The organism is Amycolatopsis sp. lyj-109, from assembly GCF_046548995.1.
Taxonomy (GTDB): domain Bacteria; phylum Actinomycetota; class Actinomycetes; order Mycobacteriales; family Pseudonocardiaceae; genus Amycolatopsis.
In genome coordinates this window covers 55199-68714 of the sequence record NZ_JAJPWR010000031.1, presented here as the reverse complement: position 1 = coordinate 68714, position 13516 = coordinate 55199, and the positions used below count along the sequence as shown (strand labels likewise).

Genomic DNA, 13516 nt, shown 5'->3' with positions numbered 1-13516 from the left:
ACCTGACGAGGGGAGGCCGGATTCCACACTGTTGGGATGGTGTGGGTCCGGACCGGTCCGGTGACGGCGGCTCCCCGTCACCGGACCGGTTCATTGCCGCGTCAGGAGATCGCGTAGGCCCGGATCACGGTCTGCCGCACGGTGTTCCCGGCGTCATCCGACGCGCTCGCCCGCAGCGAGACGAAACCGCTCGCGGGATTCCGCACCACGACGGTCCAGTGATCACCGGTCCGCAGGACCGCTGCGGACTGCCAGGTGCGGCCGTCGTCCGTGGACGTTTCGACGGCGAGCTTGCTGCCGGTGCCACCGCCTTGCCGCTCGACGAACGCCGGGAACGTGAAGAGCCGGCCGCCCGGTGCGCGGTTGCGGAGGTCGACTGCCGGGTCGAACCGGGCGGTCAGCAGCGGCAGGGCCTTGCCGTCCGCGGCGGCCGACGAGCGGAAGCCCCACTCCGCCGACACGTCCGTCCACAGTGGCCACCAGTCGGTGTGCCGGTGGACGTCCGCGGCGAGCCGGTACGCGCTGTCGGCGTCCGGTACCGGGATCGACGCCCGGCCCGGCTCGTCCGGTGACACGGGAATCGCGGCGCCGTCCTTCGTGAGGCTCACCGAACCGGTGTCCCCGGCGAACGATTGGGGCGTGCGCGGCCGTCCGGCGGCGTCGCCGAACAGCGGCAGCCACACGTCGAAGACGCCGTCCTTGCGCCACGCCCACGGCCGCGGCTGCTCGCCGGAGTGGGTCACGGTCAGCCCGCGCAACGACGGCCCGGCCACGGCCTTGTTCCACGCGAGCTGGTACTTGCGGCCCGCGGCGAGGTCGAGTTTCTCCGTCAGCTCCCCGAAGTAAGGGGCGTTCCATATCGTCTCCCACCGGCCGGGGGAGTAGTACTCGATGCGTTCCTGCTGGTCGGCGACGGGTTCGGTGTAGCCGTAGCCGACCATCCGGCCGAAGAACTCGCGTCCGGCGACGTAACGGATGGTCGAGGCGACGTTGTCGTGGTAGGAGGCGCGCACCTCGGCGAGGTCACGCGTCTTCGGTCGCTGCACGCGGGCGGCCGTCACTGCCCGCTCGACGCCGTCGCCGAGTTCGTAGCGGAAGTTCGGCGACGGACGGCTGACCACCGTCGCCGAAGCGCCGCCCTTCTTCGCCAGCTCCGCCAGGCGCTGTCCGGTCACCGACACCCCGCTCCAGATCGTCGGCATGGTCAGCGTCGGGACACCGCCGCCGAGCACGGTGGCCGCGGCCGCGGCGCCCGAGGTGGAGACCACGCCGAGCTTCGCTCCGGCGTGCTCGACGTTCGCGAGCCGCTGGTAGGCCTCGATGACCGAAATGCCCACCGGCAACTGGATGACCACCAGCTTGCCGTGGGCGTCGATCCCGGCCAGGTCCTCCGGTGTGCCGGCCCCGCCGGACACCACCGGCAGCGTGCTCCTGCCGGCCGGCGCGGCCGACTCCAGCCACATGCCCCGGATCGCGAACGGCTTGCCGTCGTTCGCGGTCAGCTCCAGGTCCGGTTCGGTGGCCCGGCGCTGCTGGCTGAAGGCGAAGGCGGCCGACGAGGTCCCCGGCACCGTCGCGGCGAAGGCTTCGTGGAAGCGCGGGTCGAGGTCCGTACCGTCCGCGAAGGCGCAGGAGCAGGCGTCGATCAGGCTGAGCCGCTGGGCACTGTATGTGCCGCCGCGCGCCGCGGGGTTGTCCGGCTCGATCGACATCGGCTTGCCGTCGCGCGCGTCGAAGGTCTGCATGACGGCGTGGTCGAGCACCAGCTCCGGCTGGCTGATGAAGCTGTACGACGGCTCCTGACCCGGCCGCGGCGTCTCGATCACACTGTGTACGGCGTATCGGCCGCGCGGCAGCCGGTAGGTGCCCGGCTCGGCGAGGGTCACCGCGCCGGTGCCGAGCTCGAAGATCGCCACCGGCGGGTAGCCGGTCGGCGCCCACGGCTTGCCGTCACGGTCGATCAGGCCGATGGTCAGGTCGTACATCTCTCCCTCCTGCCGGACCGACAGCGCGGTCCGGGTGCCGACGCCGTCGCCGCGCGCGGTGAGGACACCGGAGTGGGTCCCCGGCGCGCCGTCCTGGGCGGTGAAGGTGAGCTCCACCGGGGTGCTGCCGCCCGCGGGCACCGTCACGGTCGCCGGGAAGGTGACCAGGCCGCCGAGGTCACTGGCGAGCGTCAGCGTCACCGGCGTGGCGCCGGAGTTGTACCAGGTGACCGTGGCTTTCTTGGTCATCGCGTGATTGGGCCAGGGGAGGAACGCCGACGCGGCGCCGGTGGCGGTGACCGGCGTGGTCGTCGCGCGGGCGACGTCGACGCGGCCGGTGCCGACTGCGGTCGGCCCGGCGTCGACGGGCGTGGCGCTGCTGGTCAGCGCCGCCTTGAGCCGCTCGGCCGGCCAGTCGGCATGCTGCTGGGCCAGGATCGCCGCCGAGCCCGCGACGTGCGGCGTCGCCATCGACGTGCCGTTCAGCGTCTGGTAACCGTCGCCGACGGGTTCGCCGGCGGGCGGGATCCCGGCCGGGCGCGCCGCGGTGATCGACTCGCCCGGGGCCGCGACGTCCGGCTTGGCCGCGCCGTCGCCGGGCCGGGGACCACGGCTGGAGAACGAGCTCAGGACGTCCTTCTTCGACACGCTGGCCACGGCGAGCGCGGCATCGGCCGCCGCCGGGCTTTCGACGGATTCGTCCTGGCCGGAGTTGCCCGCGGCGACGACGAACAGCGTGCCGTGGTCACGGGTCAGGGTGTTCACGGCTTCGGACACCGGATCGGTCCCATCCGACGGCCCGCCGCCCAGACTCATGTTCACCACGCGGGCGTGTGCCTCGGTCACCGCCCACTGCATGCCGGCCAGGACGGTGCCGAGCGTGCCGTCGCCGTTGTCGTCGAGGACCTTGCCGACGGCCAGGGTCGCGTCGGGCGCCACCCCGCGGTACTTCCCGCCGGACGCCGCGCCGGAGCCGGCGATCGTCGAGGCCACGTGCGTGCCGTGCCCGGCGCCGTCCTCGACGCTGCCTTTGCCGCTGAAGTCCTTGCTCGGGCCTACTCGGCCGGCGAAGTCCGGGTGGGCGCCGGCGATGCCGGTGTCGAGCACCGCGACGGTCACGCCGCGGCCGGTCAAGCCCGCCTGCCACGCCTCCGGCGCGCCGATCTGGGGCACGCTCTGGTCGAGGCTCGCGTGCACCTTCGCGTTGAGCCACACCTTCGAGGTGCCTGCCGCGAGCGTCGTGGGTTCCGTGGCGAGCCGGTTCCAGAACGCCGCGGCGCCGGACTTGGGCTCGTCGAGTGCGGAGTAGCCGAGCGCGGACGGCCAGGCGGCGACGCCGGTCCGGGCGGCGATCGCCGGGCCCGCCTGCCGGACCAGCAGCGGCACGTGCGGCGTGTGGGCGTCGTCGTAGCCCTGGCGCAGCAGGCCGGTGACGTTGAACAACTGCTCGTCGACCCGCCCGGCGCGGACCAACCCGGCGGCGTCGCCGGGCAGCACGTAGCTGTCGCCATGGCGGGTGTACTGCCGGAACGGCACCGGACGGTCCCGGCGGGCGGGCAGCACCCGCACGTCCGTGCCGCTGACCAGCACCTGGTCGCCGGTGACCAGCGTGATCCGGCTCGGCGTCCCCGCCGGTCCGTCCGCCGTCGCGGCCGCCGCACCAGGCGCGGTGAGCACGCCTGCGGCCAAGGTCACCGCGATGACCGCGGTGATCGGTTTTCTCATGGCATGGTTCCTCCCTGTCGGGTCCCCCGGTTCGTGGAACGGGTCCCGTGCGGTGGCGGGTTGCCCGGATTTCGCTCTCCGGGCAACCCCCGTGCCCACGCACCCCGTTCGACAGGTGTGGGGGCAACGAGGAGGAACTGGTGAAACGGTCGGAAGAAGCGGGGTACCGCGACTACGTCACGACCCGGATGGAGGTCATGCGCCGCACGGCGTACCTCTTGTGCCGGGACTGGCACCTCGCCGACGATCTGGTGTCGATCACCATCGGCAAGCTGTACCGGCACTGGCGGCGCGCCCGGCAGGTGGCGTACCTCGACGCCTACGTCCGCCGGATCCTCGTGCGGACGTGGCTGGACGAGAAGGCCAGGGCCTGGCGGCGGGAGGAGCCGGCGGAGACGTTGCCGGAGCCGCCGATGCTGCCCGCCGAAGACTACGTCGTCGAGCGGCTCGGCCTGCTGGAACTGCTCGACGCGCTGCCGCCGCGGCGCCGGGCCGCGGTGGTGCTGCGCTACTACTGCGACCTGTCCGTCGAAGAGACGGCCGAGATCCTCGAGTGTTCGACCGGAACCGTGAAGAGCCAGACCGCGCGCGGGCTCGACTCGCTGCGCGCGCTCGTCGCCGCGAGCCGGAGCTGATGGAGGGAACATGAGCAGGGAACAGTTCGACGCGGCGATCGGCGTCGCCCCGCCGTCCACAGTGGACGTAGAAGCGGTACTGGATCGCGCGCGCCGTCGGGCACGGGTGCGTCGCGTGGCGAACCCGTGGACCGCAGCGGGCGCGGGCGTCGTGGCGGTGGCCGCCGGCGCGGTGCTCGTCCTCGCCCCGGGGGATCCTGGGCCGAGCTTCGTGCAGCCGGGAGCGGCCCCGCCGCCTCCGTCGTCCGACGGCTGCGGGCTCGACCCGCGGCCGACCGGCGCTCCGCTGAAGGAAAAGGCAGCGGTGGTGGCGGACCGGCTGACGACGGTGCTCACCGCCGCCGTCCAGCAGCGGGTCGCCGCGGGTACGACGCTCGGCGACCACACGCTGGGGCAGTATCCGAAGGGCACCCAGCACGGGCCGCTGGCCTTCTATCACGTCTTTTCCGCGCTGGTGGAGAAGGACAGCACCTGCAGTGGCGGCGAGGACTACTTCATGGCCGCGGCCTCGACGTCGGAAAAAGCGCACAAGGGCAGTGTCTGGGCCATCGTCACCCGGCTCGGCGGCAACGCCGCCCCGGCGACCGAGTGCAGCCCGGCCCCCGAGAACACACAGGGCTCGTGCCACCGCCGGACTGGTCCCCACGGCGAGACGATCGTCGAAGACACGTTCACCATGCCGGGCGGCCCGACGGTCAACCGGGCGAACGTCACCAAGCCCGACGGCACCGGCGTCATCGTCGAGGCCCAGAACACGGTCCGGGACGCGAAGCTGGGTGACGCGCCGGACATGCCGTCGCCGCCCCTGGACCTCGGCCAGCTGGCGGAGGTCGCGCTCGATCCGAGGCTGACGCTCTACCCCTGAGCGGCCAGCAGGACTTTCGCCGCCTCGCCGGCCGTCTCCGCTTCGCGCGGATCGCCGGTGATGGCGGCGAGCACGGTCGCCCCCTCCATGAGTGAGAACAGCTGGTCGGCGACGCCCGGGCTGGGCACGAGGTCACGCAGGTAAGCGCGGACCTCGTCCTTGTGCTTGCGGATCGCGGCGGCGATGCCCGGGGTGGGCTCGCCGAACTCGCCGAAGGAGTTGATGAACGCGCAGCCGCGGAAACCCGGCTCGCCGAACCAGTTCTTCAGCCAGGCGAACACGGCCAGGGGGTCGTCGCCGCGGGCGTGGACGAAATCGCGCAACGAGCCGCGCCAGCGTTCGTCGCGGTGAAGCAAGTACGCCTCGACGAGGTCACTCTTCGCCGGGAAGCACTGGTAGAGCCGCTTGAGCGAGACGCCGGAGCGCTCGCGGACGGCGTCCATCCCGACCGCCTGCACGCCGTGGGCGTAGAAGAGATCTTCGGCGGCCTCCAATAGCCGGTCGGTCGCCTCCGTGGAATCCATGTCACCTGCCCTGGCGCTGAGAATGAACGTTCTCTAGTCTAGCGGGTGCAGTGGAGAACGAACGTTCTCCACGTCCGGAAGGAGCTCCATGACCCCGCGCCCGCCATTCCCGCCCTTCGACGAGGACACCGCCCGCCAAAAGGTCCAGGCCGCCGAAGACGCGTGGAACACCCGCGATCCGGAACGCGTCTCGCTCGCGTACACCGAGGACTCGGTCTGGCGTAATCGCGACCAGTACGTCGTCGGACGCGCCCGGATCGTCGAGTTCCTCACCGAGAAATGGGCCCGCGAACTGGACTACGCCCTGCGCAAGGAGCTGTGGGGTTTTCGCGGCAACCGCATCGGCGTCCGGTTCCAGTACGAGTCCCGGACCGCCGATGGCCAGTGGTTCCGCAGCTACGGCAACGAGCTCTGGGAGTTCAGCGACGAAGGCCTGATGCGCCGCCGCGAGGCGAGCATCAACGACGTCCCGATCGCCGAAGCCGACCGCCGCATCTTCGGTCCGCGACCGGAGCCGGAGCACGGCGTGCTGTTGCCGATCTTCTGAGTCCGCTTTCGGCGGAACGACGTCCGGCCGTCCCGGGCCGTGGGCGTTGCACCGGATGGACCACGAGCGGCTGTTCGCGGCGGTCCGTCCGCTGCTGCGTCCCGGCGGCGGGTCGCGGTGGTGACCAACGGCGAGCCGCTGTGGCTGCAGGACACGGCGTGGCCGGCCGCGTTGTGGGAGGTCGTCTCCGCCTATCTCGGCACCCCGCTGCACCGGACCTGCTGCACGGACGACGCGAGTCAGGAGCGGTATGCGAAGGCCCTCTCGGCCGCCGGGTACGCCATGAACTCGACGGTCGTCGAGTACTCCGCGCCCGCTCAGCGCCGACGATTTGGCCGGTGGTGTTTTTTCGGCCATGAGCCCGGAGCAGCTGCCCGGCCCCGACGCGAGGCCGGCGTTCACCGAGCGGATCCGGGAGGCGGTCGCCCCGCACGGCCCGCTGCGGGAACGCGTCCGGGTTCGGCTGCTGACCGGAACCCGGTGAACCGGGCGGCGAATACGTACCGGCCCCTGCTGTTCCGCTTATTGTTTCCCCGGGACGCGGCGCGGATGCTCGCTGCGAGGCGCCGATCGCGCCGCCGTTTCCCAAGGAGTCCCCATGATCAGCAGGTTGAGCGCTGCCGTCGCCACCGTCTTCGTCGTGTTTTCGCTCGCGTTCGCCGTGGACGGAATAACGACCACGACCGTCTCGGCCGGTCCGGACTGCGTCCGGCCCTGCCGGTTCTGAGAGGCCGAACTGCCTAGACTTCCGGGATTTCGGCCGGGACCGGTTCGAAGGCGTTGCCGGTCGCGATCTTGGGCCGGGGCAGCTCGACCGGTTCGCCCGGCTTCGCCCGCCGGTAGACCTCGGCGGTCGCCTCGGCGATCCGGCCCCAGTCGAAGTCCGCGGCCAGCCGGGACTGCGCGGCCCGCGCCCGCTCGGCCGCGGCCTCGGCGTCGGAGAGCACGGTCGTCACCGCGGCAGCCAGCGCGGTGACGTCCCCAGGACTGAACGCCAGCCCGGTCTCGCCGTGGACGACGACCTCGCCGAGCCCGCCGGCCGTCGAAGCCACCAGCGGCGCCTTCGCGGCCGCGGCCTCCAAGGCGACTATCCCGAACGGCTCGTACCGGCTGGGCAGCACCACGGCGTCCGCCGCGGCCAGCGCCGCGCGGAGATCACGGTCGGAGAGGTGCCCGACGAAGTCGACCGCGCGCCGCACCCGCAGCTTCCGCGACTGCTCGACCAGCTCGTCGAAGTGTCGTCCTTTTCCGGCAACGACCACGCGGGTGCCCGGGTGGCGGCGCCGGATGCGGGGGAGGGCGGCCAGCAGGTCCTGCACGCCCTTCTCCCACTCGAGTCGTCCGAAATAGAGCAACAGCGGCGCACCGGCCGGGCTGTAGACCGCCCGGGCGCGGGCGATCTCGTCGGCGGGCACCTGCCAGCCGCGCTCCTCGATGCCGTTGTGGATCACCGTGACGTCGTCGGCGTCGACCTCGAAGAGATACGCGACCTCGCGGCGCATGGCCTGGGAGCAGGTGATCAGCGCATCGGCGCGGTTCGCCAGCCACCACTCGACCGAGTGGACCTGCTGGTTCAGCGGATGCGACAGCCAGCCGGAGTGCCGCCCGGCCTCGGTCGCGTGGATCGTGCCGACCAGCGGCACCCGCGCGGCCTCGGCGATCGCGATGGCCGGGTGGGCGACCAGCCAGTCGTGCGCGTGGACGACGTCGGGCTGCCAGGTCCGCAGCAGATCCTGCGCGGCGCGGATCATGGCGTGCCCCATGGCCAGCGTCCAGGCGACGAGGTCGCGTTCGAAGGTCACGTGCATCGGGTCCTCGGCGACCCGGACGATCCGCACGCCCTCGACGACGCGGTCGGTGCGCGGGTGTGTCCCGGCGTCGGTACCGGCGGCGTGCCGGCAGAGCACCACGACGTCGTGGCCCTGGCGGGCTAGGTGGGTGGCGAGCGCGTGGACGTGCCGGGCCAGGCCTCCGATGGCCACGGGCGGATACTCCCAGGACAGCATCAGCACTCGCATGGGCAGAGGTTACTCGCGAGTCGGAAGGCCCCGGCGCGACCGTGCTCGCGAAGTGTTCACATGTGATTTCGATCACTGATGGGTCTGGCGATCTCTGCCACCATCGACCGGGATGACTTCTTCCGAGGATCCCGGCTGGCGCCGGCTCGACCCGCCACTGCCGACTCCGTGGAGCAGCGACGTCGCTCCGGACAATGCCCTGCCCGAGTACCCGCGGCCCCAGCTCGCGCGACCTCGCTGGCTGAACTTGAACGGTGTCTGGGAGTACGCGGGCCGGCCGTCGTCGCCGGAAGAACCACGGCCGTCCGGCTACGCCGAGCGCATCCTGGTCCCGTTCCCGCCGGAATCGGCGTTGTCCGGAATTCGACGACGCGACGAGGTCCTCTGGTACCGGCGCCTCTTCGAAGTCCCCTCCGGCTGGCACGGCTCGCGGGTCCTCCTGCATTTCGGCGCGGTCGACCAGACGGCGAAGGTCTGGGTCAACAACCAGCTCGTCGCGACCCACGAAGGCGGCTACACGGCGTTCAGTGCGGACGTCACCGACGTCCTGCGCGCCTCGGGACCGCAGGAGCTGACCGTCCGCGCGGAGGACCGTACCGACATCGAGCCCTTCCCGGTCGGGAAGCAGCGCAACGCGCCCGGCGGCATCTGCTACACGCCGTCGTCCGGAGTCTGGCAAACGGTGTGGCTGGAGCCGGTCCCCGAGATCCGGGTCGAGCGGCTGGACCTGACGCCGGACCTGACCGGCGTGACGGTGTTCCCGCAGGTCACCGGTGGCACCGAGGTTGTTGTCGTCATTTCGGCAAACGGCACCGAGGTGGCGCGGGCGTCGGGCGCGGCGGGGACGTCGGTGCGTGTGGACATTCCTTCGCCGCGCCTCTGGAGCCCCGACGACCCGCACCTCTATTCGCTGCGCGTCCAGCTGCTCGACGGGTCTGGTTCGATTTCGGACGAGGTCGGCAGCTACGCCGGCCTGCGGACGATCGGCCTGGTCCCGGATCCGCAAGGACGCCCGCGGATCGCGCTCAACGGCCGCGTCCTCTTTCTGCACGGACCGCTCGACCAGGGCTACTGGCCGGACGGCATCTCGACCGCGCCCACCGACGACGCCCTGCGGTTCGACCTCGAGAAGACGAAGGAGCTGGGCTTCAACTTCGTCCGCAAGCACGTCAAGGTCGAGCCGGCCCGCTGGTACTTTTGGGCCGACACACTGGGCCTGGTCGTCTGGCAGGACATGCCGTCGCTGACGGTGTCGTTCGACGGCCCGCCCGGGATCGCGCCGGACCCGGTCCCGCAGGCGCGCGAGTGGTTCGAGGCGGAGCTCGCCGAAATGGTGACGCAGCTGCGAGCGGTCCCGTCGATCATCGGCTGGGTCCCGTTCAACGAGGGCTGGGGCGAGTTCGACACCGCCCGTGTCGCGGAATTGGTCAAAACCCTCGACCCGACGCGGCTGGTGATCGCGAACAGCGGCGTCAACTGCTGTTTCTCGCGGCCGGACAGTGGTGCGGGCGACGTCTACGACGACCACACATACGTGGGCCCGGGTGCGCCGTCGGTGCGCGACGGCCGCGCGATCGTCGACGGCGAGTACGGCGGCCTTGGTCTGGTTTTGGACGACCACCGCTGGCCCGGCCCGCCGAACGCGTACGAGATGACGCCGACGCGGGAGCGGCTCACCGAGCGCTACGCAGAGGTGAGTGCCGCCCTCGAACGTGTCGTCGCGGAGCGCGGTTTGTCCGGTGCCGTCTACACACAGACGACGGATGTCGAAAACGAGGTCAACGGGCTGCTCACCTACGACCGCCGCGTGGTCAAGGTGGACCCGGGGGTGGTCGCGAAGTGCGTGCGAGCGGTAATCGAGCTGGGCTCGTCGTGATTTCGGCTACGGCAGTCGTATCGCTGGAGAATTTCCGTAATGCGTGAAAGGTGCCGGGGCGGCGGCCGCCCCGGCACGGTCGGGACCTACAGGTGCAACCAGAGGTGAAGGCCCAGGATGTGGATGTGCCCGTGGTGATGGTGGTGGCCGGTGCACACCAAAAGGCAGTGCCGGGCTTGGACGTCCGCGCCGGATCGCGGCGCGGCTGACGCCGTGCCCGCCGCGGGGCCGGCCAGGAGCAGTCCGAGTGCCACGGGGAGTGCGGCCAGTGCGACCCGGTGCCTGGTTGTGCTCATCGGTGATCCCTTCTCGCCCGAGACGACGCCGGAATGGCGTCGGAAGAATTATTCGGTGCGACCTGGGGAAAATGGCAGGCTGATCACCCGGAATTCGACCGTCCGGCTCACGACAATCATTTTCGGTTGCGTTTGCGTGATACCTGAACGGCCGCCGTTTTCAATCGATCCGGTGAAATCCGGCCACGGCGGGGGACGGGCGTCCCCCGCCGTGCTGTCACGCCGGCAGGGCGGCCTCGATCGCCTTGACGACCGTCTCGTCCTCGGGCTCGGTGCGCGGCCGGAACCGTGCCAGGACCTCGCCGTCGGCGCCGATCAGGAACTTCTCGAAGTTCCACTGGACGTCGCCCGCCGCGCCCTCGGCGTCGGCGGTCTCGGTCAATTCGGCGTAGAGCGGGTGCCGGCCTTCGCCGTTGACGTCGATCTTCTCGAACAGCGGGAACGTGACGCCGTAGGTCGTCGAGCAGAACGTCTGGATCTCTTCGGCGCTACCTGGCTCCTGGCCGGCGAACTGGTTGCACGGGAACCCGACAACGGAGAAACCCCGGTCGCCGAAGCGTTCCTGCAGCCGCTCGAGACCCGAGTACTGCGGGGTCAGGCCGCACTTCGACGCGACGTTGACCACGAGCAGCGCCTTGCCCGCGAACTCGCCCAGCGAGCCGTCCCGCCCGTCTAGGGTCTTGAGCGGAATTTCGTGGATTCCCATCCGGTGGGTCCCTTTCAGTCGTGCTTCAGCGTCCGGGCGTCGAGGTGCCCGAACGGTCCGTCGTCGGCGCGGTAGGCCGCGGCGAGCTCCGCGGCCCGGGCGCGATCGCCCCGGCGCAGCAGCCCGGCCAGTTCGTCGAAGCGTTCGGTGTGGACCGCCGCGCGACGACGGGCGTAGTCCGCGGCCGAGTCCTTGGTGACCATGAACGCCCAGTCGCTTTCCAGCGCCAGCATGGCCTCGGCGACCGCCTGATCGGCGACGACGTCCCGCGCCGTCCGGTCCAGCCCCCGGACCAGGTCGAGCAGCCGGTCCTGCAACGCGCTGTTGGCGGCGACCATGTCCCTGACCTGCTCGCCGTCCCAGACGCGCCAGTCCTTGCCCGACCCCCACGACGACGATGGTAGGTCGATCGCCTCGCCGACGTGTCCGGCTTCCACCGCGCCCTTCAGCGTCGTCACCCGCACGCCGGCTTCGGGGAGCGCGCGCAGCACGCCCTCCAGCCAGGCCGGTCCTTCGTGCCACCAATGCCCGAACAGCTCCGTGTCGTACGCGGCGACCACGAGCGCCTCACGCCCGTGTTGCCGCTTCAGCGACCGAAGCCGCGTCACGACGGTCTCGACGAAGTCCTTGACGTGCGTCCCCAGCACGTCCGCGGCGAGCGCCGGGTCGTACGGCGCCTTGTCCCGCGGCTCGACCGTCTTGCCGGTGACCCGCGCCGCCTTGAGGCCGACCTCGTGCTGCCAGGTGTGGAAGTCGCGGTAGGCGGCATGGCCGGGGTACCCGGCCTTCGGCGACCAGACGCGGTAGGTGACCTCGAGGTCCCGGCCGAACGCGAGGACGTCGGTGCCGCCGACCGGCCGCGCCGCCCAGGTCTCGCCGCGCAGCGACGGCCCGTCGACCATGAACCGCCGCACGCCGGCCGCCGCGTAGTCGTTTTCCATACCAGGCGCGTAGCCGCATTCCGGCGCCCAAATGCCCTCGGGCCGAGTCCCGAGTCGCAGGGCCGTGTCGGCGAGCCCGGCGTTCAGCGCGAACTCCCGCACCCGCGGGTCCAGCAGCGGCTGGAACGGATGGGCCAGCGGGCCGCCGAGCAGCTCGATGGTCGAATTGTCGACCAGGGACCGCAGGACCGGGGAGAAGCCGTGCCGCCACCGCGTGCCGAGCTCTTCGGCCGCGCGGACGGCAGTCCGGTGTTCGGCCGCGGCGAGCTCGCGCAGCAGCGGGTCGCCGCGCCACAGCGTCGCCGCGTGCTGGGCGCGCAGCTGCCAGTGGCCGAGCCAGTCGTGGAACGCGCGGATGCTGTACGGGTCGTCGAGCTGCGCGGCGAGCACCGGCGTCACGCCCAGCGTCAGCACCTCGCGGCGGCCTTCGTCGGCGAAGCGCTCCAGGAGCTCGACCATGGGCAGGTAGGAGTGCGCCCACGCCTGGTAGAGCCACTCTTCGCCGACCGGCCAGCTCCCGTGGTGCGGCAGCCACGGCAGGTGACTGTGCACGACGAGGCAAAAGGTGCCCTCGCTCATCGGCGCACCGCCACGGCGATCAGGTCGAGGCTGGCGTCGAGGTCGTCGCCGTGGATGTCGAACCCTGCGGCGTCGATCGCGGCGACGTCGGCGAGCAGGGCGTCCGGCCACTCGGCCTGCCCCGGCAGCTTGCCCATGACCACGTCGAGCTGGGCGTCGATGATCGAGCCGCCGTACCGCTCGTCGAGGGCGCGCACGGCCTCGCCGTGGTGCAGCCCGTGCAGCGTTTCGACGTCGAAGCCGGCGTCGGCGAGCAGCCCGGCCAATTCGGACGGTGCCAGCTCACGGGTGTGGAACGGGTTCAGCGGCGTGTCGCTGTCCGGCGTGAAGGTCAACCGGTTCGGCGTCGTGACCAGCAGTTTGCCGTTTTCCGGCAACACCCGCCGGCACTCGGCGAGGAACCCGGCCTGGTCCCACAGGTGCTCGATCACCTGGAAGTTGGCCACGACGTCGACCCCGCCGTTCCGGACCGGAAGGAAGGCCAGGTTCGCCCGCGCGACGGCGACCTCGGGATACCGGCGGGCGACGTGCTCGGTGGTCGGGACGTCGTAGTCCAGCGCAAGCACCCGGCGGGCCGTGGCCGCGAGGAGGCTCGCGCCGTAGCCCTCGCCGCAGCCGGCTTCGAGCACCGTCGCGTCCGCGCAGTGGGGGAGCAGGGCGGCGTACGCGGCTTCGTGGCGCCTGAACCAGTAGTTCTCCTCGGCGATGCCGGGGACAGTCCGCTCGCCGGTCAGATGCAGCGCCTCGGCCCGGGTGGCTGGGGTGGTCACCTCCGCGACCCTAGCGGGTGTCACGTCCGGCGCCGCCGTCTCGTTCCGT

13 protein-coding genes are annotated in these 13516 nt (G+C 71.4%); 6 read left to right on the top strand and 7 right to left on the bottom strand.

What is annotated here, in order from left to right:
- Positions 1-101: 101 nt before the first annotated feature.
- A complete protein-coding gene (locus ACLJQF_RS42345) occupies positions 102-3710 on the bottom strand; it encodes a S8 family serine peptidase (protein ID WP_410615953.1) in 3609 nt (1202 codons plus the stop codon).
- 140 nt (positions 3711-3850) lie between these two features.
- Here ACLJQF_RS42345 and ACLJQF_RS42340 point away from each other — a divergent pair, with 140 nt between their 5' ends.
- Both ACLJQF_RS42340 and ACLJQF_RS42335 read left to right on the top strand, forming a co-directional pair.
- On the top strand, positions 3851-4345 hold the full coding sequence (locus ACLJQF_RS42340; protein WP_410615952.1) for a SigE family RNA polymerase sigma factor: 495 nt from the start codon (positions 3851-3853) through the stop codon (positions 4343-4345).
- A 10-nt stretch (positions 4346-4355) separates the two neighbouring features.
- Entirely contained in the window at positions 4356-5210 is an 855-nt protein-coding gene (locus ACLJQF_RS42335) for a hypothetical protein (protein ID WP_410615951.1), read from the top strand.
- On the opposite strand, the gene ACLJQF_RS42330 is transcribed toward ACLJQF_RS42335, so the two are convergent.
- The gene (locus tag ACLJQF_RS42330) at positions 5201-5734 is read right to left on the bottom strand and encodes a TetR/AcrR family transcriptional regulator (RefSeq protein WP_410615950.1); all 534 of its coding nucleotides are present in this window, start codon (positions 5732-5734) and stop codon (positions 5201-5203) included. The two genes, ACLJQF_RS42335 and ACLJQF_RS42330, sit on opposite strands and share 10 nt — an antisense overlap.
- Before the next feature lie 88 nt (positions 5735-5822).
- Between ACLJQF_RS42330 and ACLJQF_RS42325 the strand changes: the two genes are divergently transcribed.
- From ACLJQF_RS42325 to ACLJQF_RS42315, 3 genes are all read left to right on the top strand, one after another.
- Complete coding sequence (locus tag ACLJQF_RS42325; RefSeq protein ID WP_410615949.1) at positions 5823-6281, top strand: nuclear transport factor 2 family protein; 459 nt, start codon at positions 5823-5825, stop codon at positions 6279-6281.
- 355 nt (positions 6282-6636) lie between these two features.
- Complete coding sequence (locus ACLJQF_RS42320; RefSeq protein WP_410615948.1) at positions 6637-6765, top strand: hypothetical protein; 129 nt, start codon at positions 6637-6639, stop codon at positions 6763-6765.
- Positions 6766-6879: 114 nt separating this feature from the next.
- The gene (locus ACLJQF_RS42315; RefSeq protein WP_410615947.1) at positions 6880-7008 is read left to right on the top strand and encodes a hypothetical protein; all 129 of its coding nucleotides are present in this window, start codon (positions 6880-6882) and stop codon (positions 7006-7008) included.
- A 13-nt stretch (positions 7009-7021) separates the two neighbouring features.
- On the opposite strand, the gene ACLJQF_RS42310 is transcribed toward ACLJQF_RS42315, so the two are convergent.
- Complete coding sequence (locus ACLJQF_RS42310; RefSeq protein ID WP_410615946.1) at positions 7022-8299, bottom strand: glycosyltransferase family 4 protein; 1278 nt, start codon at positions 8297-8299, stop codon at positions 7022-7024.
- A 112-nt stretch (positions 8300-8411) separates the two neighbouring features.
- Here ACLJQF_RS42310 and ACLJQF_RS42305 point away from each other — a divergent pair, with 112 nt between their 5' ends.
- Positions 8412-10175, top strand: a complete 1764-nt coding sequence (locus ACLJQF_RS42305) for a glycoside hydrolase family 2 protein (RefSeq protein WP_410615945.1) — start codon at positions 8412-8414, stop codon at positions 10173-10175.
- An 86-nt stretch (positions 10176-10261) separates the two neighbouring features.
- Here ACLJQF_RS42305 and ACLJQF_RS42300 read toward each other — a convergent pair whose 3' ends face one another.
- The 4 genes from ACLJQF_RS42300 to ACLJQF_RS42285 form a co-directional block, all read right to left on the bottom strand.
- The gene (locus ACLJQF_RS42300) at positions 10262-10471 is read right to left on the bottom strand and encodes a hypothetical protein (RefSeq protein WP_410615944.1); all 210 of its coding nucleotides are present in this window, start codon (positions 10469-10471) and stop codon (positions 10262-10264) included.
- Between the two features lie 217 nt (positions 10472-10688).
- Positions 10689-11177, bottom strand: coding sequence for a glutathione peroxidase (locus ACLJQF_RS42295; protein WP_410615943.1), 489 nt, complete (start codon positions 11175-11177; stop codon positions 10689-10691).
- A gap of 14 nt (positions 11178-11191) precedes the next feature.
- Positions 11192-12697 carry a 1,4-alpha-glucan branching protein domain-containing protein gene (locus ACLJQF_RS42290; RefSeq protein ID WP_410615942.1) on the bottom strand — a complete coding sequence of 502 codons (1506 nt, stop codon included), beginning with the start codon at positions 12695-12697 and terminating at the stop codon, positions 11192-11194.
- Entirely contained in the window at positions 12694-13467 is a 774-nt protein-coding gene (locus tag ACLJQF_RS42285) for a methyltransferase domain-containing protein (protein WP_410615941.1), read from the bottom strand. Before ACLJQF_RS42285 ends, ACLJQF_RS42290 begins: the two co-directional genes overlap by 4 nt.
- Between the last annotated feature and the right edge of the window lie 49 nt (positions 13468-13516).